The following is a 22210-nucleotide window of genomic DNA, read 5'->3' on the forward strand; positions in this document are numbered from 1 at the left end:
CGGGTGTGGCAGAGGCCCCGCCCTACGCCGTTTCGATCCCGGTTTGCGAGGGTAGTAGGGCGGGTCGGTCAACTCGGAAGAGAGCAGACGATGGCACACGTGACGGCGTCGGCGGGATGCACGCGGGGGCGTACGAGGGCAGTGAAACGGTGAACCTGGACACGCGGGAACCGGTGGTCGAGCGACTCGGTGTGCTGGAGACCGCCGCACTGTTGCGGGAACTGACCGCCGGCCTCATCGCGTTGACCGATTTCGATCAGGCACTGCTGGCGCTGGTCCGGGTCACCCGCGACGCGGTGGCCGGGGTGCGCTGGTGCGGGTTCACCGCCCTGCGGGCGGGCGAACCGGCCGGCGTGGCCGCCTCCGACGAGCGGCTGGCCTGCCTCGACGACCTGCGGCACGGGCCGGACTCGCCAGCGATGAGCGCGATCCACCGCCGGGAGATGATCCTCGCCGCCGACCTGGCCGGTGAGTCGCGCTGGCCGGTCTGGACGGCCCGCGCCCGCGACCTCGGCGTACACGGAGTGATCTCGGCTCCGGTGGACATCGACGACCAGGTGATCGGGGCGATCAACCTCTACGCCGGTTCGCCGGACGTGCTCACCCCACAACACCAGTTGACCGCGATGCTGCTCGCCGAACACGCCGGCCTGCTGCTGGCCGCCGTCCGCGACCGCGGCCGACGCACGGCTCTGGCCGGGGAGCGGGACGCCGCGCTGCTCAAGGACGGGGTGGTGGGCCAGGCCGTCGGCGTGATCATGACCCAGCGCGGGTGCCCGCCGGTGGAGGCCCTGGAGGTGCTGCGTACCGCCGCGTCGTCGTTGGACATCCCGCTCCGTGAGGTGGCCGAGCGACTGGTCCGGACGGTCTCCCGCCAGCGCGACACCTGACCGGCCGCCGCCCTGCCCGCTGCCCGGCCCGCCGGCCCGCTGCCCGGTCCGCCGGCCCGCTGCCCGGCCCGCCGGCCGCTGGCCCGCCTGCCGCTGGCCCGCCTGCCGACTGGTGATCGACTCGGGTTCCTTGACCTCGGGGTGTCCGAGGCTCGCCGATGACCCGGTTTCCTTGAACGCGAGTCGATCAACCGTTCCGCCCCGACGCGATGGCCACGGGGTGCCCGTTCTCCCTGCCAGCGGCGAGTCGGGCGGCATCGTTTCGCGTCGACCGCGCCCGGGTAGCACCCTTGGGGCAGGTGAGGTGCGCCGACCCGGGGGAGGACCGATGCAGAGCCGACTGCGGGTGCAGGGCCACCCGATCCAACCGATGCTCGTGACGTTCCCGCTCGGGCTCTTCGTGAGCGCCGCCGTCTTCGACCTGACCGACGTCATCGGTGGCCCGGCGTTCCTCGGTGAGGTCGGCTACTGGACGGCTGTCGCCGCACTCGTCGCTGCCGGGCTGACCGCGGTGGCCGGCATGGTCGACCTGTGGGACGTGCCGGGTGACCGCACCCGCCGCACCGCTGTCGCCTTCAATCTGGTGAACACCGTGATGGCCGCCATGTTCCTGCTCACCTGCCTGGTCCGGTCGCACTCCCCGCAACGTGGAGCGTCAGCCGCGATCCTGATCACCGAGCTTGTCGCGTTGGCTGTCGGCGGGGTCGGCGTGCACCTGGGCGCCCGGCTGATGCGCCAGTTCGACACCGGCCGCGCCGAGGCCGGCGGCCTGGAAACGCTGGCCGGCTCCACTGTCGAGATGTCCCGCCCCCGGCCCTGACCCGAGCGCGCCGAGCGCGCCACCGGGCCGTCCGCGCGCGCCGAGCGCACCACCGGGCCGTCCCCGCGCGCCGAGCGCACCACCGGGCCGTCCGCGATCCGGCCGCCAGGCCGGCGCCGGGACGGCCGAGCCGCCTATCATCCGCGGATGACGTCTGATCTGGATACCCTCCCGAAGATCGGTGCGCCCGCGACGCGGGCCCTGCACGGTGCCGGCTACACCACCCTGCGCCAACTCGCCGGCGTCGCCCGATCGGACCTGGCCAGACTGCATGGCATGGGGCCGAAGGCGCTCGCCACCCTCCAGGCCGCCCTCGAAGAGCATCAGCTGGGGCTCGGCTGAGATCTGCGAGCGGGACCGCAGCCGTACCACCCGGTCACCGGTCCACCCCAACCTGCTTCGGCAGGGCCCATCTCGCCCGGCCGGCGGGCAAATGGGTTGCCGGCCGGGCGATCGGCCGACAAGGCTGGTCGCCGTGCATGCCACGGATGACGTCGAGGAGTTGATCGCGCAGGGAGCCGCCGCGCCGGTCGACGGTTGGGGCTTCGGCTGGCTCGCCGGCCGGGCCACCGAGGAGCGCCCACCCTGGGGGTACGCGCGGCTGGTCGCCGACCGGATGGCCCGCGTCGACGCGGCGCTGGACGTGGACACCGGTGGTGGGGAGGTGCTCGCCGAGGTGCCGCGGCCACCGAGGCTGCTGGCGGCCACCGAGGGGTGGCCGCCGAACGTCGAGGTCGCCCGGCGGACCCTGCGGCGGGTGGGCGCGACGGTGGTGGCGGTCGCCCAGGACGGGCCGTTGCCGTTCCGCGACGCCTCCTTCGATCTGGTGGTCAGCCGGCATCCGGTGCGTACCGACTGGGCGCAGACGGCGCGGGTGCTGCGGCCGGGCGGCACGTTCCTGTCGCAGCAGATCGGGGCGGGCACCATGCGGGAGTTGAGTGAGGCGATCCTCGGTCCGCTGCCCCCGCCGGCCGAGCGGCACCCCGAGCACGCGGTGGCCGCCGCCGAGGCCGCCGGCCTGCGGGTGGTCGAGCTGCGGCGGGCCACCCTGCGCGCGACCTTCGCCGACGTCGGGGCGGTGGTGTGGTTTCTCCGCAAGGTGATCTGGACGGTGCCCGGGTTCACCGTCGACCGCTACCGCGAACAACTGCGCGCCCTGCACCACCGGATCGTCAGCGAGGGCCCGTTCGTGGCCCACGCCCAGCGTTTCCTCATCGAGGCCACCCGCCCTCGTTGACGAGTGTGGCCCGCCGCGCCTCAGTGCCGGTGGGCCCGGTGGTGGGTGGCCAGGATGTCGGCGCCGAAGTCGCTGGCGGGGCGGCGCAGCACTGTGTGCGCGTGGTTGCCGTCCGCTGTGGTGTTGTCGTACTCGATGAGCAGGTCGTCGCCCTGGACGCGGTAGTAGTGCCGCTGCCCGGGGTGGGTGGGGCCGGCCCAGGCGAAGTGCAGTTGGCCGGCGTCCAGCCGGGCCGCCTCGCGGATCGCCAACTCGGGCGGCAACCGGTCCAGGTAGACCGCGACCACCTGGTCGAGCAGGGCGCGGCCGGTCGGCCCCAGCCGGGCCGCCGACACGCCGAGCGGTTCCAGCGGCCCGTCGACCCGCCCACGGGTGGCGCTGATGATGTCCGCCGGGGCCTCGTCGGCGATGATCGCGGCATCCCGCTCGGCCGGCCCCAGCGCGTCGAGCAGGGCCCGGGCCAGGTCCTCCTCGACGCCCAGCGGGCGGGAGACCGGGCGGCCGGCGTACCGGACCGCCGCCGGGTTGGCGCCGAAGAAGATCGGCGCGGGGGAGACCTGGTCGTCCACCACCGTCATGTTCACCGACAGATGGTGTCCTTCCAGCCGCCACGCCCAGCGGTCGTCACGCGCCGGATCGCCGAAGACGGCCACCCAGTAGTCACCGCTGTGCCGCCCTCGCTGCCAGTCCTCGGCCCGGTCAAGCACCTCCTCCAGCGCGATGATCGCCATCGCCTGCGCGTACGCCGAGGGGCTGAGCGCGGTGGCCAGCAGCCGGTGTGCGGCCTTGCGGCCGGCGATGTCGAGCGCGGCGAGGCAGACGCCGGGGCGGGGGCGGGGGCGGTATTCCAGCCACCGTCGGTTCGACTCGTCGTCGAACGGGTGTACGGCGCTGTCGCGGGCCGTGGGGTTGAGCGCGGCCAGCAGCGCGGTGGCGGCGGTGCGCATCTGCTCGGGCAGGGGATCTTCCACCGACCCTGTATACCGGCCGGTCGCCGTCGGTGTCAGCCGGTGCGCAGCAGCCGCGTCATCTCCGGCAGGTCGAAGAACGCCGCGGTGTCCAGGGCCGACGGGTTACCGTGGGCCGGGTCGGCGCCGGCGGCGAGCAGCGCGCGGACCGCCTCGGTGTTGCTGCGGAAGACAGCGGCGGCCAGCGCGGTCTGACCGCGGTCGTTGGCCCGGGAGTGGTCGGCGCCGCGACTGAGCAGGGCGGCCACGGTGTCTGGGTGGGCGTGGTAGGCAGCCAGGATCAGCAGCGTGTCGCCCTTGTCGTTGGTGAGGTTGACGGGCAGGCCGGCGTCGACCTGCGCGGCCAGTTCCTCGGTGGAACCGGCCCGGGCCAGGTCGAACATCCGGTGCGCGAACGCCAGCGTCTCGGCGTCGAGGTGGTCGGTCACCGGTTCAGGTTAGTCGCCACGATCCTGATAGGTTGCTCGGCCGGCGTGCTGGGGGAGGGTCCGATGGCGGAGACGGTGTACGTGGGCAACGCGGGTGTCGACGGCGCCGCGGACGCCGGTTGGCTGCTGGGGCACTTCGTGCCGCCGGGCGAGATCCGGCACAGCAGCGAGGTCGAGGTGAAGTGGGGTGTGCATCCGCCCGGGCAGGCCCGGTCGCGGTGGGCCACCGGAGAACGGCGCACCACCCTGCTGGTCCTCGTCGAGGGGTGTTTCCGGGTGGAGTTGCCGGACCGGACGGTCCGGCTGGCGGCGCCCGGCGACTACGTGGTGTGGGGCCGGGGGGTGGACCACTCCTGGTTCTCCGAACGCGCGTCGGTGGTGCTCACCGTGCGGTGGCCCTCGGTGCCGGGTTACCGGGTGGACCCGCCGGTGCTGCGCTGATCGTCGAGGGCGGGGACGGCGTCCCACCAGACGGTATTACCTACTAAACCTATAGGCTTTACCGTCTAGAGTACGAGGGCACCCCGCCGAACGACCCGCGAGGAACCGCCATGACGCACCACCGCCCGGAGCCCGACCTGCGTACCATCGCCGCGCGGTGGGCCGACCCGGCCGGCTGGCCGGTCGCGTTGCGCTACGACCCGGCCGAGCGTTGGTACGCACGCCTGCACGGCGGCGACGACCATGAGGTGTGGGCCCTGAGCTGGCTGCCCGGACAGGGCACCGACCTGCACGACCACGGTGGCTCCGCCGGAGCGTTCCGGGTCGTCGCCGGCGCGCTCACCGAGCAGACGGTGAGCGCCGGTCGGCTGCGCCCCCGGCTGCTGCCCACCGGCGCGGTGCGCCGCTTCGGCGCCCGCCACGTGCACCAGGTGACCAACCAGGGGCCGGTGCCGGCGGTGAGCGTGCACGTCTACCGGCCGGCCCTGCTGCGGATGACCCGCTATCACCTCGTCGACGGCCGACTGCGGGTCGCCGAGGTCGCCGAGGCCGGCCGGTCCTGGTGAGCGGCCCGCCACGATCCATACCCGTCACCGGAAGGAACCCATGATGCAGCTGACCGCCGAGCACTGCCCGGCCCCGGTGCCGCCGCCGGGCGCTCGGGGCATCGACGAGATCCTGGCCGCCGCGCGTGCCCGCCTCGACCGACTGGACCCGGAGCGGGCGCACCTGGCGTACCGGGCCGGGGCGCTGCTCGTCGACATTCGACCGGCCGCGCAGCGGGCCGCGCACGGCATGGTGCCGGGCTCGCTCGTGGTCGAGCGCAACGTGCTCGAGTGGCGCTTCGACCCGCGCTGTCCGGCCCGCCTGCCGCAGGCGGTCGACTACGACGTGCCGGTGGTGATCCTCTGCCAGGAGGGCTACACCTCGTCGCTGGCCGCCGCCGCCCTGCAGGACCTCGGACTGCACCGGGCCACCGACGTGGCGGGTGGGTTCGCGGCCTGGCGGATCGCCGGTCTGCCAGCCCTCGGCCCGACGCCGCTGCACCGCACCACCGCTCCCGCGCCCCCGGTCGACACCGGGCGAGCGCGTCGCTGACCGTCCCGCCGTAGCGGGCGTACCGCCACCCAGGAGGCACCATGTCCGTCGTCGCCATCCCCACGCGCCGTCACCCCGGGCTGCGCCCCGCCCGGCCGCGCACCGCACCGACCCTGACCATCACCGTCGACCTCGTCCCCGGGCCGCTGAGCCCGCGGCTTGCCCGACTGGTCCAGCTGCTCGGTGAGCTGGCCGAGTCGGGGGAGGGCCAACCGGGTGCCGTCGAGGACGTCGCGGCGGGGCCGCGACCGGTTCCGCCCATCGCCGAGTTGCCCGCCGACGTGGAGCACGTCCACATCCTGGCCGGCTCGCGGCTGGTCCGCCGTGGCGGCCAGGTCGTCCCGCTGACCCGCATCGAGTACGAGTTGCTGCTGTTCCTGGCCGAGCGGCCGCGCCGGGTCTTCACCCGCCCGCAGTTGTTGTCCAGCGTCTGGGGTTACCAGCACGCCGTGGCCCGGACCGTTGACGTGCACGTCCGCCGGCTCCGCGCCAAGCTCCCCGGCGCGGAGCTGATCACCACCGTCTACGGTGTCGGCTACCGGCTGGCCGACGATGCGGGGATCAGCGTGGACCACGATCGCTGAGCCCTCACTCCGGCGATCCGGCGAGGCCGCACCGAACGGGACGGGGACCCCCGTATCGGGGCATCTGGCGGGCTCTGCTGTAATCATCTGACCTCACACGCAGAGCGAGCACGTGGCTCCGATGTGTAAGTCAATTGTCACAGTCATGCAACGCGGCCGCCTCTTGACCCTCGCCCAAGCGCCGGGAAACATCGATGAAGCGGCGTCCCGGGCCGTGGGGAGATACCCGGATCAGCCCAAGGAGGACCATGTCGGTCAGCCCTGCCTCGCCGCGCGCCGGATGGCATACGTCCCAACCTCCGGTGCCCGGTCGACCTCCCGGCGGCCAGCGTCGCCCGGCCAACACCGCCGCGCCCGTGCTCACCGTGACGCTGTCCATCCCGCTGGCCTGCGAGGAGTCGTTGACCCCGGCGGCACGTCGGCTGCTCGAAGCCGCCCGCGAGATGCTCGAGCGGGGGGAGGGCGTGATCGTCGGCGCGGTCCCGGCCGAGCGCCGCCCCGAGCAGACGTCCTCCAACCGAGCGTCGACCCGCGCGCTCAGCCCGACCATCCCGGCCCTGCACATCCTCGCGTCGTCGCGCTCGGTGCTGCGCGACGACGAGCCACTGCCGCTGACCCGGCTGGAGTTCGACCTGCTGCTGCACCTTGTCGCCCACCCGCGCCGAGTGTTCACCAGGCTGCAACTACTCAACGCCGTCTGGGGCTACGAGCACGCCGGCGTACGCACCGTCGACGTGCACGTGCGTCGGCTGCGCGGCAAGGTGGGCGTGGACGTGCCCCTGGTCACCACGGTCTACGGAGTGGGCTACCGGTTGGCCGACGACGCCCGGGTCACGATCGACCGCACCGGCTGACCGGCGGCACCGCCCCGCCCGGCGCGGGGCAGGATGGTCCGGTGCGCATCCGCCCCATCTCGCCCGACCTGCTCGTCGACGAGCTGACCGGCCGGCTGGCCGCCGCCGCGACACGCGCCGCGACCGACGCCGCCGGGCCCGCGCGACTGCGGGTGGCGGTGGACGGCCCACCCGCCGCGGGCGTCGACGACCTGGCCGCCGCGCTCGTCGATCCACTGCGCGCCCGGGGTCATCCGGTGCTGCACGTCCGGGCCACCGACTTCCTCCGCCCCGCGTCGCTGCGCTTCGAGTTGGGCCGCACCAACCCGGACTCCTTCTACGAGAACTGGGTCGACGAGGCCGGACTGCGTCGCGAGGTGCTCGACCCGGCCGGTCCGGGTGGTACCGGGCGACTGCTCCCGTCGCTCTGGGACGCCGACGCCGACCGCGCCAGCCGCGCCCGCTACGTCCACCTGCCACCCGGAGGCGTCGTCCTGGTCAGCGGCCCGCTGCTGCTCGGCGGCGGCCTGCCCTTCGACGTCACCGTCCACCTTCAGCTGTCCCCGGCGGCGCTGCGCCGGCGTACCGAAGCTGCCCAGCAATGGGCGCTGCCGGCCTTCGACAGGTACGCCGAGGAGGTCGTTCCGGCGAGCTTCGCCGACGTGGTGGTCCGCGCCGACGACCCCCGCCACCCGGCGCTCGTGCAGCCCGACGAGGACGCCTGAAAACCGTCGAGATCGTCGGTTTGCTCGGCTCGTCGGGTGGGTACTCGCCCGGCTCACAGCGCGCGGGTGATCGCCCGCGCACCAGACGCGACAGTGACCGGGGCACCACGCCGCCGGCAGCCGGTTCACCGAGAGCCAAGGCCCAGGAAAGGCAGGCAGCGATGCTCGTCCACGACACGGTCGGTGCGACCCGTCCCCAGGCGGAGATCGACCAGATCCGGCACTCCCTGCAGGCGCGCTACGACGAGCTGACCGCCGAGTACGACCAGGCCGTGCTCCAGAGTCAGGTGCTGCGACTGGTGGAGGTCGGTGACACCGCCGGCGACGACCAGGCCGACAGTGGCACCAAGACCGCCGAGCGGGACACCGCGCAGTCGCTGCTGCGCACCATCCTCGACCGCCGCGCCCAGTACGAGCACGCCCTCGGCCGGCTCGAGGAGGGCACCTACGGCTGGTGCGAGGGGTGCGCGGCGGCGATCCCGGTGGAGCGGCTGGAGATCTTCCCGGCGGCCACCACCTGTGTGTCCTGCAAGCAGACCCGTGAACGGCGGGCGGCCTGAGCGACGCCAGCGGTTGCCGGTCGGTCCAGCACGCGATGGACTGCACCCATGGGTGACATCCTGGTGGGCACCGCGTCCTGGACCGACCGCACCTTGCTCGACTCGGGGTGGTACCCGCAGACCGCGGACACCCCGGAGAAAAGGCTGGCCTACTACGCCCGGAAGTTTCCGCTCGTCGAAGTGGACGCCACCTACTACTCCCCACCCGCCGAGGCGACCGCGAGGCTGTGGGCCGAGCGCACCCCGGCGGGCTTCACCTTCAACATCAAGGCGTTCAGCCTACTGACCGGACACCCCACCCGGGTCAGCGCGCTCTACAAGGACCTGCGACCGGAGACCGACAAGAAGAACGTCTACCCCGACGATCTACCCGCCCAGGCGTACGAGGAGGTCTGGACGCGGTTCCTGTCCGCGCTGGACCCGCTCGTCGAGGCGGGCAAGCTGGGCGCGCTGCTGTTCCAGTTCCCGCCCTGGTTCACCATCAAGCGGGCCAACAAGGAGTACCTGCTGGAGGTGGCCAAGCGCTGCGCGCCGCTGCGCCCGGTCTACGAGTTCCGGCACGCCTCCTGGTTCGACGGCGACAACGCCGACGAGACCCTCACCTTCCTGCGCGAGCACAACCTGCCGTACGTGTGCGTGGACATGCCGCAGGGTCACCGCTCGTCGCTGCCCCCGGTGCTGGCCGCCACAGCGGACCTCGCGGTCGTGCGTTTCCACGGCCACAGCGACAAGTGGACAAGCAAGGACATCCACGAGAAGTTCGGCTACCACTACTCCAAGCGGGAGCTGGCCGACTGGGCGCCGAAGCTGCGCGAGTTGGCCGACCAGGCCGGCCAGACCCACGTGTTGATGAACAACTGCTACCGCGACTACGCGCAGACAAACGCGACGACCCTGGCCGGGTTGCTCGGCGCGGACTGAGAGGTCGCCGCGGTCACCACTCACCCGACCGGGGTGAGGTCGGGTCACCCGGGCCGCCGGCAGGGTGGACGCGGTGGGTGCGGCCACCGGGTCGGTGGCCGCCGCCGGAGACGACACGGAGGTGACGGGGGATGACGGTTCGAGTGGTGACGGATCGGCGGCGTGGAGCCGTCCTGCACGTGGTCGGCACACCCGACGACGCCCGGCGCGCCCCGCAGGGCAGCCCGGTGCGGGCCCGACGCGGCCCGGTGGGGCCGCCACGTCGCACCGACGACCGACGGTGGGACAACACGGAACGGGGGGCCACCGATGGCTGACGCGATGATCTCAGCGTTCGAATCCTCGCTGGACAAGACGAACCTGATCCTGAAGGACATCGAGGACGCCTACGGTTGGCCGAAGGATCGGCGCAACCAGTCGTACGCGGCGCTGCGCACGGTGTTGCACCTGTTGCGCGACCGGCTGCCGGTGGACGAGAGCGTGGAGTTCGCCCAGCAGTTGCCGGTGCTCGTGCGGGGCATCTACTTCGACGGGTGGGTCCCGTCGGACGTGCCGATCAAGCTCAACCGGGACGACTTCCTCTACGAGGTCCGCCAGGGCTTCCCGTACGACGCGGAGGGCGGCCCGGAACGGGTGACGCAGGTGGTGCTCGACACTCTGCGCCGACACGTCACGCAGGGCGAATGGCAGGACGTGAAGGACACCATGCCGGCCGACCTGGCCACCATGATGCCGTGACGACCTGATCCGCGCCGGAGCCCGCCCGACGACCCCGTCGGGCGGGCTCAGTCGCCGGTGGGGTCCGCCTCGGCGGCGGTCGGCACCCGGGACACCGGCTGCCCGACCCGCCGGGCCTCCGCCGCGAACGCGACAGCGTCCACGATCGCCGCGCCGCCCGGGTCGTTGTTGAAGTACACGTACGCCGGTTCGTCCGCGCCGAACGTGTCGTCCAGCCGGTGCGCCCAGGACCGCAGCGCCGCGCGACCGTAGCGGGGCCAGGGTCGGGCCCGGCCCTCGTGCAGCCGCAGGTAGCCGAAGTCGGTGGTGCGCCAGAGCGGCGCGACGGGTCGTCCGAGCCGGTCCGCCCAGACCAGGGCCGCCCGACGCCGTTCCAGCACCGCCCGGGTGGCGTCGGTCCACCAGGAGGGGTGTCGGGGCTCCACCGCGACCCGCACGTCCGCCGGGAACAGCCGCAGGGTGGCGTCGAGCGCCGCCACGTCCACCCGCAGGTTCGGCGGCAGTTGCAGCAGCACCGGGCCGAGCCGGTCACCGAGCGCGGTGGCCCGACCCAGGAACCGGGCCACCGGCTCGGCCGGGTCACGCAACCGTTTGATGTGGGTGAGATAGCGGCTCATCTTCACCGCAACGCAGAAGTCCGCGGGCGTCCGGGCCCGCCAGGCGGCGAAGGTGTCCCGCTCCGGCAGCCGGTAGAAGGCGTTGTTGACCTCCACCGTGGCGAAGCCCTCGGCGAAGTGCTCCAGCCAGAGCCGCTGCGGCAACCGCTGCGGATAGAAGCGGCCCCGCCAGTCCCGGTACTGCCAGCCGGACGTACCCACCAGGATCACCGTCCCATCGTGACACTGCCGCCGGTGAACCGCCCGTCTCGCCCCGCTTCGACGTCTACGGTGAGGGTTAGAGAAGATCGCGCGTGGGGTACCACCCGCAGCACGACGAACCCCGGCGTACGGCGGGGCGGCACACCCGAGGGAGTACCGATGGCACTCAACGACGACGACATGCAGACCAGCGGCGGCGGCGGCCTGGAGGGCCCGGCCGACGGTGGCGCGACCCCCGGTCACCAGGACGGTGGCGCGGACGGTGGCGCGGAGGGCCCGGCCGACGGTGGCGCGACCCCCGGTCAGCACGACGGTGGCGCGGACGGTGGCGCGGAGGGCCCGGCCGACGGTGGCGCGACCCCCGGTCAGCACGACGGTGGCGCGGACGGTGGCGCGGAAGGCCCGGCCGACGGCGGTGCGACGCCGGGTCAGCAGGACGGTGGCGCCGACGGCAGCGCGCGGTAGCGGCACATCATGACGCACCTCGACCCGCCGGGCGGCCACGGCCGCCCGGCGGTTCCGTCCGCATCCGCCGCCGCCGCGCTGGCCCGTTGCGTCTCTGTCGAACCGGCCAAGTTCGCCGCCGCGCACTGGGGCCACACGCCGCTGCTGTCGCGCGCCGCCGAGCTGCCCGACCCGGCCGGCTTCACCGACCTGCTCAGCCCCGCCGACGCCGATGAGCTGCTGAGCCGGCGGGGTCTGCGTACCCCGTTCCTGCGGGTCGCCAAGGACGGCCAGTTGGTGCCGGCGGCGCGCTTCACCGGCGGTGGCGGCGCCGGCGCCGAGATCGGCGACCAGGTGCTCGACGAGCGGGTCCTGGAGCAGTACGCCGCCGGCGCGACCCTGGTGTTGCAGGGTCTGCACCGGATCTGGCCACCGCTCGTCGACTTCGCCCGTGATTTGGGGCTGGCGCTCAACCAGCCGCTACAGGTCAACGCCTACCTCACCCCGACCGGCAGTCAGGGCTTCGCCACCCACTACGACACCCACGACGTGTTCGTCCTGCAGGTCGACGGCCGCAAACACTGGCGGATCCACCCACCGGTGCTGCCCGACCCGCTGGAGAAGCAGCAGTGGGGTGGACGGGCCGACGAGGTCGGGGCGACAGCGCAGGGCCCCGCCGCGCTGGACGTGGTGCTCGCCCCCGGCGACGCCCTCTACCTGCCCCGGGGCTGGCTGCACAGCGCGCAGGCGCAGGACGCCAGCTCGCTGCACCTGACCGTGGGCATCCGGGCACTCACCCGCTACGCCCTGGTCGAGGAGTTGCTCGCGCTGGCCGCCGAGGACCAGCGGCTGCGGGCGACCCTACCGTTCGGCACCGACGTCGCCGACCCCGACGACATCGAGCCGGAGCTGACCGAGACGGTGGAGGCCCTGCGCGACTGGCTGCTGCGCGCCGACCCGGGCGCGGTCGCCGCGCGTCTGCGTCAGCGGGCCTGGCCGGCGGCCCGCCCGGCACCCATCCGACCGCTCGCCCAGGCCGACGCGTTGGCCGCGCTGGACGCCGACACCCGGGTCACCCTGCGGCCGGGCCTGCGCTGGCAGTTGGTGCCGCACGGGTCGGACACGGTGGCGCTGCGGCTGTTCGACCGGACCATCACCCTGCCGGTGAGCTGCGAGGCCGCGGTCCGTGCCCTGCTCAGCGGCGCGGTCGCCCGGGTCGGTGACCTGCCCGGCCTGCCCGACGACGCCGACCGGGTCACCCTGACCCGCCGGCTCCTGCGCGAGGCCGTCCTGATCCCGGCCTGAGCTACCGCGCCAGTGCGGTGAGCATTTCTCGTAGCCAGGCGATCTCGGTGCGGCTGGTGGCGGTGGCGATGCGAAAGAGACCCTGGCGGAAGGGGTCGTCGGGAAAGTCGTCAGCGCGCAGCGGTCGGTCGCCGTCCCAAAAGAAGCTCGCCGGCTGGGTGAGGAAGTCGAGGCGACGGCGCAGGACGGCCGCCTGACCTGCCGGGTCGTCGAGACGATGCAGGAACGCCAGCAGGGTGAACCAGCGGTTCTCGTCGGTGATGAAGAGCGCGTCGGGGTTGCGGAGCTGACGCAGCAACTCCGCCTCTCCGGCCGGGCTCAGGATCAGCACGTGCCGTGGGGCCGCCACCTGGCCGGCCTGCACGTCCCGACGAAGCAGGCCCGCACGTTCCATCCGCTTGATCGTCGGGTACAGCGTCCCGTCCGCGATCGGCCGGACGTGGCCGGTGAGCGCGGCCACCCGTTTGCGTAGCTCGTAACCGTGCAGCGGGGCGTCGGCCAGGAAGCCCAATATCGCGAACTCCAACACCGTGCTAACTTACCTCGGCAACGAAATACCTCGAACACGAGGTATCAGTCAGGAGGCACGTGATGCGTGGCGCCCAGGTCCGAGAAGATGGCACGACGATCCGCTGGGTGGAACTGCCCGGCGCCGAACCCACCCGGGTCTACCTGCACGGTCTCGGCGCCTCCTCGCCGGCGTACTACGCCGCGGCGGCCACCGACCCCGCCCTCGCCGGACGGCGCAGCCTGCTGATGGATCTGCTCGGGCACGGCATGAGCGACCGACCGGCCGACGCCTCGTACACCCTTGAGGAGCACGCCGACCTCGCCGCCACCGCGCTCACAGCCGCCGGGGTCAGCGCCGCGGAGGTGATCGCCCACAGCATGGGCGGCGCCGTCGCCATCGTCCTGGCCGCCCGCCATCCGCATCTTGTCAGCGCACTGGTTCTCGTTCATGCCACCCTCGACCCGCAGCCTCCAGGCGTCGGCATCGGAGCCCGCTACACCGAGGAGCAGTTCGTGCACGGCGACGGCCGATCCGAGACGCTCACCCGCGTCGGCGCGGCCTGGGCGGCGACGATGCGGCTCGCTGGCCCGGAGGCGCTCTACCGCACGGCGGTACACCTCAACCGCGACAGCACCCCGACCATCCGTGAACTGCTGCTCGAACTGCCCGTGCCGCGCACCTACCTCCACCCCGCCGGTGACGAACCGGTCGGTGCGCGCGCCTTGTCCGACGCCGGCGTGCGGGTGGTCGCCGTGTCGGACAGCGGCCACAACATCATGCTGGACAACCCCGACGGCTTTGTCGCGGCAACCGTCGCGGCACTGCCGGCATAGCGCACGCTTCGCCGGCGACTGCGCCAGCGGGCCTGGCCGGCGGCCGTTCTTGTCCCGGTCCGCGCTATTTGGCGGCAGCCGCGACCAGCTCGATCCGGAGCGTGTTGGTGATCTCGTCGGTCAGCTCGCCCTCCGCGCCGAGCGAGATCGTGCCCTGCTCGGTGACGCCGAAGACGAGTTCCACAGTGCCGGCCTGTAACACGAGCGGGTCGTCGCCGCCGCTGCCGGCGGCGACGACCGCCCGGATCGTGGTGATCGCGTCCACCAGGGTCGCCGCGACCGCGCTGTGCCGCAGCTCGTGCCGATCCTGGAGATCCTCGGCGACGAGGGTGATGTCGATCGTGTGGGTCTTCTGGTGGGATCGGCTGCCGCCCACCTTGACCTTCCAGCCGATCACCGGGACCCGGAAGTCCACGCCGGCACCGCCCTTCGTGGTGACGACCGCGCTCAGGATCAGCTGAACGGAGGCGACCCGCAGGTCCCGACCCTCGTCGGTAGTCGAGATGCCGGCCTGCTCCACGGCATACTTCACCGCGGCCACCAGTTCCCCGACGGGCACGCTGTAGTCGTCCACGTTCATGTCGCACCACCCTTGCGCACTAGTTGAACTGCCGATCGTTCACAAGGCCGCGGTGGCGAACGGGTCGCCGTACACGGTGTAGGCCAGCCAGGTCGGGTCCAGCGGGTCGCCCCGCTGCTCGACCCGGGCGGCGAGGGCCGCCTCGCCGAGCGTGACGCCTTCGGCCAGGGACCGGTAGAACGCGGTGGCGAAGCGCGCCGAACTGTCCGAGCGCACCGCCCAGAGCGTACCGACGAAAGCGCCCGCCCCGGACGACATGAACTGCTGCGCCCAGCCGAGCATCCTGGTGTACGTCGGGGCGACGCCCGCGCTGCGGCACGCGTTGATGAACACCAGCGGCGCGGTCTCCTGTAGCAGTCTCTGCAGGCATGCCTCGTTGAGCAGGGACGGCTCAAATCGTCCGTCGTCCAGGGCAATGAAGGAGCCGGTCGACGAGAACGTGTTGTGGCAGGCGAAGTGGAGCGCGCCCGACGCCCTGGACCTGATCAGGGTGAGCAACTCGGTCGACCTGGTGATGGGTTCGCTGTGTGCCGCGTCGAGGATCGCGCGGATGGTGGCGACCTCCTCGTGTGCGCCGGTCGGCGACTCCGCCGGCAGCACGAAGCGCGGATTGCGCAGGCCGACCCTTGCGGCGCGGTGCTGCCCGTAGGTGCGTCGCACCACCGGGACCTGCTCGACGAGGAAACCGTCATCGTGCTCGGCACCGAGCGGATAGAGCAACTCCCACGGGACCACGTCGTGGTCGGTGGCTATCGTGAAGGCACTCATGTCAGCGCCGACCTGCCAGAACTGTTCCCGCACGGCGGCCGGCACCAGCTCCGACCACAGCTGAATGCCCGCTGCCCGGAGGACTTCGCGAGCCATCGTCGCGCCGTGGCGGGAGCCGCCTCCGGCCATCAGCTGCAACTTCCGGATGGTGTGCTCCACCGTCTGGTCCGGCGTGGTGGTGACCCGCTCGACGACCGGGGCGAACAGGGCCGCGTCGGAGCGCAACTGGAAGGTGTACCGACCGCGGTCGAACCGTACCTCCATGGTCACCTCGCGGGGCCGGGCCGACGGGGCACCCATCGGCGCCGCCTTCGGCTGGCCGGGGTGGAACGGCCCACCGTCCGCGACGAAGACCTCCACCGACACCTCGCCGAGGAAGGTGCCACCGGCCCAGGCGGTCACGTCGACACGATGCAGACCGGGGGTACGCGCGCCGAAGCCGAACCGGATCGGATCCGGATCGTCGTCGGGCGTGACCAGCACGGTCTGCTGGAGCGGACCCTCGGGGCGCAGGCCGGCTGGCGCGTGAATGGTCACCGTCACCGGCGTGCCGGCGTCGGCGACGATGAGATTCGGCATCGGAGCAATAAAGGCGTCGGGATGGACGGGCCGTCCCACGGTGACGAGCCGGACCTCGACGCTCAGGTCCCGCCCCACCGGGACGCGAGCGGGCGCCCGGACCTCCAGTTGCCGATCCGGCTCTGCGGTGCTGTCCGGGGTGGGAGTCGTCGTCGGTTCAGGCTCGACAGTCGCCCTGCTTTGTGCAGGACCGGCCCAGCTCGGAGTTTCGGGCCGGCCCTGCGTGGCCGGCGTCGGCCAGCCCGCGACCGGCGTCGGCCAGTCCATGGGCGGCTCGGCCGTGACCCGCGGCGGAGCAGGCTGGCGATACCTTTCATGGGTCGATGGGTGGCTTAGGAAGACGTAGCGGCGGGAGAGCGTCACACCGGTGGTGACGAGCGGGTGCCGAGCAAGCCGCCTATCGATTGCCTCCTCGGCCTCGGCGCCCTGCTCGACGGTGAACTGGAGGCTGATCGGCCGGCAGATGTCCAGCAGGAAGCAGCGGAGCCGGGCGGCGGCATCCCGGACCGAATGCCGGACGACCTCGGCCGCGCCGGTCACCCGGAAGTCGACGGCGAACGACGCCTCGAAGTAGTCCTCGTCCAACGTGGGCAGTCGGAGGCCGAGTGAGGCCTGCTGGCCGCCGGCGTCCACCTCGTATCGGATGGAATACCGGGCGTCGATCTTCGGCGATCCGGTTGGTGGGTCGTCCTCGGCGACCTCCAGGTCACCGTGACGAGTCAGGTAGACCACCGCCGCCCCCGGGTGTGCGCGCGGCGGCATGCCGACGCGCACCGGCTCCTCGCTGAGCACCAGGGGGATCACCGGCCCGACTCGGCCGAGCGGGCCGGTGGCGAGTTCGTCCACGAGCCTGTCGACCGAATCGCTCACCCATCGCGGGCCGAAGCGTCGGTTGAGCCGCCTCTGGTCTGTCCACAACGATCGCAGTGCCCGCAGCGCCCGGGACCTCTCCATGCCGGCCGGTAGCTCGGCATTCTCCACCAGCACTGCGACAATCCGGACCTTCAGCTCGTACGCCGTCTCGATCTCGCGGGTGACGACCTCATGGAGGCCCGCCGACGGATCCCGGAGAACGCTGAGAAACTGCGGCCCGATCACGACGACGAGCGCCGCCGAGGCCGACAGCCGACGCCGAAGATCAGCCGACGACTCCACCAGGCTCGGATCGCCGCGCAGGATGTGGTCCTCACCGACGCGGGCGCTCAGTGCGTCGACGAGCAGACGCGCCGGGTGGCTCTCACTGTCGGTGTGGTAACTCAGCGAGAAGCTCACCATCCCACCCACGATATCGAAGATCCCAGAATCGATCATCGGGCCGAGGGTCAGCTTTTCGACAACCCCTTGCGGACTGACCGGTCAGCGGCCGAGGGTCAGCAGCAGCGCGGTGGTCAGCAGGCCCGCGCCGAGCACCACGGTGATCGGCCGGGGGCCGAGCACCGCGTGCCGACGGTCGGCCAGCACCCGCGCCGGCACCAGCCCGACGAACGGCCCGAACAGGGTCACCACCAGCGCCAGCACCGGCATGCCCACCGCCAGGTCGCCGCCGTACCCGACGCCCAACGCCCGCGCCCCGGCCCCCAGGGCGTACGCGAGCATCGCGCCGGCCACCCCGCAGAGCGCCAGCAGCGGGTTGACCGAACCCGGCAGCTCACCCGGCTGCCCGGCCCGGTCGAGCAGGTCCCGGGCCCGGGTGAGCAGCAGCACCGCGTCGGTGGCCCCGTCGCCGCTCGCCGGGGCGGGCGGGCCGCCGAGACGACGGGCGCCCAGGCGGGCGCGTACCTGCTGCCACAGGTGCGCCACCTCGGCGTCGACCCGTTCCTGCTGCTCGCGCGCCTCGACGAGGGCCACCTCGGCGTCCTGGACCTGCTCGGTGGCGTCGGCGACGGCCCGTTCGGCAGCGGCGCACTGCCGCTCGTACCAGCTGTGTGCCTCGGCGCGCTGCTCACCCACCCGCGCGGTCAGCTCGGCCAGCCGCCGCAACTGCGCCGCGTACGTCTCACTGGCCACTGGTTCGTTCATCGCGACGGTCCATAAGGGATGATCACCTGTCCGGTGCGGTGGACAGCCCGGTCGAAGAAGAGCCCTCGCCAGGGGCGGGGATACCAGTCCGGGCCGCCGGTGCCCGGGTAGAGCGAGGAACCCAGCTCCCCGCCGTGCGCGTCAAGCGCCACCCAGGCGCCGATCTGGTCGGTGCGGGCAGCGGGCCCGCCGAGGTCGGCGCGCATCCGGGCCACTCCCCGCCACCAGGCCAGCACGTGCGTCCGTCGTTCCGGCCCGTCGTGCAGGATCCGGCGCAGCTGCTCCAGGCCGGTGCTTCGACCCACCCGGGCGGCGAGCGCGCCGGCCGCCGCGTCGACAGCGAACAGCAGCAGGTAGTGCGGGGTACCCGGGCCGGTCAACCCGTCGGCTGTCTCGGCCATCAGCTCGCCCACCGTCTCCTCGTCGTACCAGGCGGCGTCGTCGGCCAGGTCGTCGTAGAGGGCCCGGGCCATCGGGTCGGCGTCCGCGTCGAGGCAGGCGATGGAGAACCGGGCGGTGCCGGGCGGGTGCTGGCGGGCCAGTGACCGGGCCGCCGCGTCCAGCACCGCGCACGCCTCGTCCACCCGGGTGCCCAGCACCGCGAGGTTGCGCCCCGGGGCGCGGGGCAGTCGCAGCGCCGCCGAGCGGGACTGCACGTCGATGATCTCGCCGAGCAGGGCCACCGGGCTGCGCGGCACGCTCCCGTCCGCGGGCGCGGTGAGCGCCCGGAAGTCCGGGGCGTCCGCCAGCCGGGGGATCGCGTCGCCGTCGAAGAGTCGGGCCGGTGCCGCGTCGGGCGGCCGCATCCGCCACAGCCGGTGCTGCAACCCGCTCCACGTCTCCCAGTCGCTTGCCGACGGGATGCGGGCGACCTCGTTGCCCTCCACCATGCCCGACTCGGCGTTGACCACCGCGTGCCAGCGAGGCAGCGACTGCGCCGCGTCGTTGCGTTCGGCGAGGATCCGCAGCGCCTTGGGTAGCGCGATACGCAGGGTGAACTGGGCGACGAGCGCCGGGCGACCCCACAGCGCCTCGATGCCGCGCACGTCCTGCGAGGCGAGCACCAGGTGGATGCCCTGCGACCGGCCGCGCCGGGCCAGGTCCTCCAGCAGGTCGGCGGCCTCCCGGGCGACCACGTCGCGACCGGCCAGCAGCATCTGGAACTCGTCGACCACGGCGACGATCCGGGGCCAGTGCCCGGTCGGGTCGACCGCCCGCAGCTCGGCCAGCTTGGTGACCTCGTGCTTCTTGGCCGCGTCGGCCCGCCGGCGCAGCTCCTCGGCGAGGAACCGCAACAGCGCCAGGCCGAACTCCCGGTCGGTGTTCACGTTGATGCCGACCAGACGCATGTGCGGCAACCAACTCGGGTCACGCCGGCCCTGCGCGAACCGCGCGAACGACACCCCCTCCTTGAAGTCCAGCAGGTAGAACTCCAACTCGGCGGGGGAGTAGCGGGCGGCCAGAGCGCCGATCCACGCGAAGATCAGGTTGGTCTTGCCGGTGCCGGACGGCCCACCGATCAGCGCGTGCGGCGGGTAGTCGCCCAACGTCAGCCGAACCGGGCGGCCCTGCGGTCCCTCACCGATAGGTGCGGTCAACCCGTCGGCGGAGTCCTCCCGCCACATCAGCTCGGGCGGGGGCAGCAGGTCCGCGAACGGCGTCGGCGGCGGGCCCGCGTTCACCTGGGCGGCGATCTCCCGGCAGGTATCGGTGACAAGCGTCGGCGGCGGCGGCGGATCCAACCGCACCGGCAGCCCGGCCGACCCGCCGACCCGGGCACCCGAGGCCTCGGCCACCACCCGGGTCACCGTCGGGTCCTCCGGCACCGGCACACCGTGCACCACCAGGTGCACCCCGCAGGCCGCGCCGGCGCGTACCACCCGGTCCAGTTGGCCGCGCTCGTGCCGGTTCAGCTCGTCGCCGCCGAGCAGCACCGCCACCCGCCACGGTTCGGGTCGTCGGCCGGTCGCCGCGGCCAGCTCGCGCAGCGAGGCGTACTCGCCGGCGAGCACCGTCTCGTTGATCCGGCGGATCTGCTCCACCAGGTCGTCGAGCAGTGCGCCAAGCCCGCCGGGGCCGACGAAGGTGAGCAGCCCCGCCGTGCCCAGCGGCGCGAACCCGGCCAGGCCGCCACCAAGCTGTTCCGGGTCGTACCCGACAAGCCGTACCGCCCCCGGTTCGGCGCGGCCGGCGGCCCGCAGCAGCAACGCCGACACCACCGCGTCGCAGCCGGCCCGATCGTCTCCGGAGAGGTGGACGTGGCCGGCGTCCAGGAGCGGCACCAGCGCCGGCACCGGGTCGACGCCGTCGATCCGGACGGTGCCGACCCGCAGCGCGCCGGGCGGTTCCGCCCGCCGGGTCGGTGTCGGCGTCCACCGGGCCCAGTCGGCCCCCGCGCAGCCGGGCGCCTCCTGCCGGGCCGCCTCGGCAGCCCTGCGGGCCAGCTCGGCGATCCGGGTGGAGTAGCGGGCGTCGATCTCGGCGATGCGTCGGTCCCGCTGGGCGCCCACCCGCTCCGGTACGGCGGCCGCCGCCCGCTGGACCCGGGCCAGCCGTTCCCGCCCGGAGGTCAGCTCCGCCTGGGCGGCGGACAGCTGGGTACGGGTGGCGCCCAACGCCTCGGCCAGGGTGTCCCGGATCCGCCGGGCCAGTTGACCACGCCGGTCAGCCATCGGAGCCCCGGCGAGTCGGGGCGTCCCGCCACGGGCTGCCCGAGCGTGCCGGCAGCCCGCCGGAGCGCTGTCCACCCGTATCCGCCGGCCGTCGGACCGCACCAGCGGGGCGCACACCCAACTGGCCCGTGCCGCCCGACGGGCCCGTGCGGCCCGACTGGCCCGTGCCGCCCGACTGGCCCGTGCCGCCCGACTGGCTCGTGCCGCCCGACTGGCCCGTGCCGCCTGGTCGGGCCGTGCCGGCGGGCAGGTCCCGGCCGAGGCGGGCGAGCAGCAACCCGGTCGCCACACCGGCGGTCACCGCGGAGTCGGCGGCGTGCGGTGGCTCGCCGGTGGCGCGCGGCGGCGGCATCCGGCACACCCGGGTCAGCAGTGTCTCCAGCACCGGCGGCGGCAGCCCGGGCAGCAGGTCGCGGACCCGCCCGTCCAGCTCCCCGCGCAGTCGAGGGAGGTCGGCGGCGCGCGGCGGATGCCCGAGCAGCTCACCGGCAAGCTCGCGCAGCAGGGGCGGCGCCAGCGCCGCCATACCCAGCCCCACGTCGGCCGGGGCCCGGCGCAGATCCTTGCGGAGCCGGTCCCGGTCGCCGGAGCGGACACCACCCACCACCCGGCGCAGCAACTCCTGGGAGTCGTCCACCCGCTCGTCGGGTTCGTCGTCGGTGCTCTCGCGTCCGCCGGTCAGCTCGGCCACCCGCACCGACCACCAGCGGCTCATGCGGACCTGCTCGGCCGGCTCCGGCGCGACAGCGGTGGGCCCTGCGGACGGCGGCGTGTCGTGTCGGGGAGCGCGTTGCTCGGGGCGGGGCGCCGGGCCGCCGTCCGCGCCCAGCCCGATCGCCGCCAGGTACGCCGAGAGTTGCTCCTGTGCCACCCGCAACGCGTAGCCGGCGCTCTCGGCATGCTCGGTAGCGGCGGACAACTCCGGCACTCCCATCGGGTTCGCCGACTCCTGGCGGACCCAGCGCAGTCGCTCCGCGGCCAGGCCGAACTTGTCCAGGGCCTGCCCGAGCAGGGCCAGCGGGAACTCCTCGCTGGCGGCGCGGACCTGCCCACCGACGTCCTCGATGATGGACATGGCGGCTACAGGGTCGCGACGTAGAGCTGCGCCTGCTCGACCGCGACAAGTGTCGCGGCGAGACACTCCTCCAGCTCCTGGCTGGCCTGTGTCAGCGACGCCTGGGCCGCCTCCACCGTCTCGTGCCCGCTGCCCTCCAGCGCACCGGCCAGGGTCTGCTGGGCCTCGGCCAGTTTCTCGCCGGCCGCCTGCACGGCTGTCTGGCCGTCTCCGATCTGTTGGAGGGCGACATCGATGGCAGCCTTCAGCTCGGCGACGCTCGCCACGGCGGAACCTCCTGGGGGCGGGGAGATCTCCATTAGAGCCTATCGGCCACCGCGAAAGAACATCCGCCCTGTCGGTGTTCCTGCCCGCCTGTCCGGT

27 protein-coding genes are annotated in these 22210 nt (G+C 73.2%); 17 read left to right on the forward strand and 10 right to left on the reverse strand.

The genetic code is table 11. The features are described 5' to 3' along the window. Positions 1-149 precede the first annotated feature (149 nt). From AB0B85_RS11735 to AB0B85_RS11750, 4 genes are all read left to right on the forward strand, one after another. Positions 150-890, forward strand: a complete 741-nt coding sequence (locus AB0B85_RS11735; RefSeq protein WP_357406216.1) for a GAF and ANTAR domain-containing protein — start codon at positions 150-152, stop codon at positions 888-890. Positions 891-1218: 328 nt separating this feature from the next. Then, positions 1219-1710 (forward strand): DUF2231 domain-containing protein, encoded by a 492-nt coding sequence (locus AB0B85_RS11740; protein WP_357406218.1) that lies wholly within the window; start codon positions 1219-1221, stop codon positions 1708-1710. 147 nt (positions 1711-1857) lie between these two features. Next, entirely contained in the window at positions 1858-2052 is a 195-nt protein-coding gene (locus AB0B85_RS11745; protein ID WP_357406220.1) for a helix-hairpin-helix domain-containing protein, read from the forward strand. Positions 2053-2185: 133 nt separating this feature from the next. Continuing rightward, the gene (locus AB0B85_RS11750) at positions 2186-2947 is read left to right on the forward strand and encodes a class I SAM-dependent methyltransferase (RefSeq protein ID WP_357406222.1); all 762 of its coding nucleotides are present in this window, start codon (positions 2186-2188) and stop codon (positions 2945-2947) included. 20 nt (positions 2948-2967) lie between these two features. On the opposite strand, the gene AB0B85_RS11755 is transcribed toward AB0B85_RS11750, so the two are convergent. Beyond that, positions 2968-3918 carry a DUF3500 domain-containing protein gene (locus AB0B85_RS11755; RefSeq protein ID WP_357406224.1) on the reverse strand — a complete coding sequence of 317 codons (951 nt, stop codon included), beginning with the start codon at positions 3916-3918 and terminating at the stop codon, positions 2968-2970. 32 nt (positions 3919-3950) lie between these two features. Continuing rightward, entirely contained in the window at positions 3951-4343 is a 393-nt protein-coding gene (locus AB0B85_RS11760; RefSeq protein ID WP_357406226.1) for an ankyrin repeat domain-containing protein, read from the reverse strand. Between the two features lie 63 nt (positions 4344-4406). Here AB0B85_RS11760 and AB0B85_RS11765 point away from each other — a divergent pair, with 63 nt between their 5' ends. From AB0B85_RS11765 to AB0B85_RS11810, 10 genes are all read left to right on the forward strand, one after another. After that, complete coding sequence (locus AB0B85_RS11765) at positions 4407-4784, forward strand: signal peptidase I (RefSeq protein WP_357406228.1); 378 nt, start codon at positions 4407-4409, stop codon at positions 4782-4784. Positions 4785-4894: 110 nt separating this feature from the next. Continuing rightward, positions 4895-5350: a cysteine dioxygenase family protein gene (locus tag AB0B85_RS11770; protein ID WP_357406230.1), complete on the forward strand. Its 456-nt coding sequence runs from the start codon at positions 4895-4897 to the stop codon at positions 5348-5350. Between the two features lie 40 nt (positions 5351-5390). Further along, entirely contained in the window at positions 5391-5882 is a 492-nt protein-coding gene (locus AB0B85_RS11775) for a rhodanese-like domain-containing protein (RefSeq protein ID WP_357406232.1), read from the forward strand. A gap of 41 nt (positions 5883-5923) precedes the next feature. Then, on the forward strand, positions 5924-6466 hold the full coding sequence (locus AB0B85_RS11780) for a winged helix-turn-helix domain-containing protein (protein WP_357406234.1): 543 nt from the start codon (positions 5924-5926) through the stop codon (positions 6464-6466). 248 nt (positions 6467-6714) lie between these two features. Beyond that, positions 6715-7320, forward strand: a complete 606-nt coding sequence (locus AB0B85_RS11785; protein WP_357406236.1) for a winged helix-turn-helix domain-containing protein — start codon at positions 6715-6717, stop codon at positions 7318-7320. Positions 7321-7361: 41 nt separating this feature from the next. After that, positions 7362-8024: a uridine kinase gene (locus tag AB0B85_RS11790; RefSeq protein WP_357406238.1), complete on the forward strand. Its 663-nt coding sequence runs from the start codon at positions 7362-7364 to the stop codon at positions 8022-8024. 161 nt (positions 8025-8185) lie between these two features. Next, positions 8186-8584 (forward strand): TraR/DksA C4-type zinc finger protein, encoded by a 399-nt coding sequence (locus AB0B85_RS11795; protein ID WP_357406240.1) that lies wholly within the window; start codon positions 8186-8188, stop codon positions 8582-8584. A gap of 48 nt (positions 8585-8632) precedes the next feature. Then, the gene (locus tag AB0B85_RS11800; protein ID WP_357406242.1) at positions 8633-9505 is read left to right on the forward strand and encodes a DUF72 domain-containing protein; all 873 of its coding nucleotides are present in this window, start codon (positions 8633-8635) and stop codon (positions 9503-9505) included. Positions 9506-9636: 131 nt separating this feature from the next. Beyond that, positions 9637-9822 (forward strand): hypothetical protein, encoded by a 186-nt coding sequence (locus AB0B85_RS11805; RefSeq protein WP_357406244.1) that lies wholly within the window; start codon positions 9637-9639, stop codon positions 9820-9822. Beyond that, positions 9815-10243, forward strand: a complete 429-nt coding sequence (locus tag AB0B85_RS11810) for a DUF2267 domain-containing protein (RefSeq protein ID WP_357406246.1) — start codon at positions 9815-9817, stop codon at positions 10241-10243. The genes AB0B85_RS11805 and AB0B85_RS11810 overlap by 8 nt, the downstream gene beginning before the upstream one ends. Positions 10244-10290: 47 nt before the next feature. Here the strand turns inward: AB0B85_RS11810 and AB0B85_RS11815 are convergent, their stop codons facing one another. Continuing rightward, entirely contained in the window at positions 10291-11070 is a 780-nt protein-coding gene (locus tag AB0B85_RS11815) for a DUF72 domain-containing protein (protein WP_357406248.1), read from the reverse strand. 150 nt (positions 11071-11220) lie between these two features. Here AB0B85_RS11815 and AB0B85_RS11820 point away from each other — a divergent pair, with 150 nt between their 5' ends. Together AB0B85_RS11820 and AB0B85_RS11825 are read left to right on the forward strand one after the other, a co-directional pair. Further along, positions 11221-11526: a hypothetical protein gene (locus AB0B85_RS11820; RefSeq protein ID WP_357406250.1), complete on the forward strand. Its 306-nt coding sequence runs from the start codon at positions 11221-11223 to the stop codon at positions 11524-11526. 9 nt (positions 11527-11535) lie between these two features. Beyond that, the gene (locus tag AB0B85_RS11825) at positions 11536-12810 is read left to right on the forward strand and encodes a cupin domain-containing protein (RefSeq protein WP_357406252.1); all 1275 of its coding nucleotides are present in this window, start codon (positions 11536-11538) and stop codon (positions 12808-12810) included. A 1-nt stretch (position 12811) separates the two neighbouring features. Here AB0B85_RS11825 and AB0B85_RS11830 read toward each other — a convergent pair whose 3' ends face one another. After that, positions 12812-13339: a PadR family transcriptional regulator gene (locus AB0B85_RS11830; RefSeq protein ID WP_357406254.1), complete on the reverse strand. Its 528-nt coding sequence runs from the start codon at positions 13337-13339 to the stop codon at positions 12812-12814. Positions 13340-13401: 62 nt separating this feature from the next. Between AB0B85_RS11830 and AB0B85_RS11835 the strand changes: the two genes are divergently transcribed. Next, positions 13402-14154, forward strand: a complete 753-nt coding sequence (locus AB0B85_RS11835; RefSeq protein WP_357406256.1) for an alpha/beta hydrolase — start codon at positions 13402-13404, stop codon at positions 14152-14154. Positions 14155-14218: 64 nt separating this feature from the next. On the opposite strand, the gene AB0B85_RS11840 is transcribed toward AB0B85_RS11835, so the two are convergent. From AB0B85_RS11840 to AB0B85_RS11865, 6 genes are read right to left on the reverse strand one after another with little or no spacing between them, the layout of a single operon-like run. Further along, positions 14219-14734 (reverse strand): trypco2 family protein, encoded by a 516-nt coding sequence (locus AB0B85_RS11840; RefSeq protein ID WP_357406258.1) that lies wholly within the window; start codon positions 14732-14734, stop codon positions 14219-14221. 39 nt (positions 14735-14773) lie between these two features. Next, positions 14774-17392, reverse strand: coding sequence for a CHAT domain-containing protein (locus tag AB0B85_RS11845; protein ID WP_357406260.1), 2619 nt, complete (start codon positions 17390-17392; stop codon positions 14774-14776). Between the two features lie 45 nt (positions 17393-17437). Continuing rightward, a complete protein-coding gene (locus AB0B85_RS11850) occupies positions 17438-18100 on the reverse strand; it encodes a hypothetical protein (protein WP_357406262.1) in 663 nt (220 codons plus the stop codon). Continuing rightward, entirely contained in the window at positions 18097-20772 is a 2676-nt protein-coding gene (locus AB0B85_RS11855; RefSeq protein ID WP_357406264.1) for an FtsK/SpoIIIE domain-containing protein, read from the reverse strand. Before AB0B85_RS11855 ends, AB0B85_RS11850 begins: the two co-directional genes overlap by 4 nt. Next, positions 20765-21847 carry a hypothetical protein gene (locus AB0B85_RS11860; protein ID WP_357406266.1) on the reverse strand — a complete coding sequence of 361 codons (1083 nt, stop codon included), beginning with the start codon at positions 21845-21847 and terminating at the stop codon, positions 20765-20767. Before AB0B85_RS11860 ends, AB0B85_RS11855 begins: the two co-directional genes overlap by 8 nt. A 5-nt stretch (positions 21848-21852) precedes the next feature. Beyond that, positions 21853-22113 (reverse strand): hypothetical protein, encoded by a 261-nt coding sequence (locus AB0B85_RS11865; RefSeq protein ID WP_030504016.1) that lies wholly within the window; start codon positions 22111-22113, stop codon positions 21853-21855. Positions 22114-22210 lie beyond the last annotated feature (97 nt).

Source organism: Micromonospora sp. NPDC049044, from assembly GCF_040649215.1.
Taxonomy (GTDB): Bacteria; Actinomycetota; Actinomycetes; order Mycobacteriales; family Micromonosporaceae; genus Micromonospora.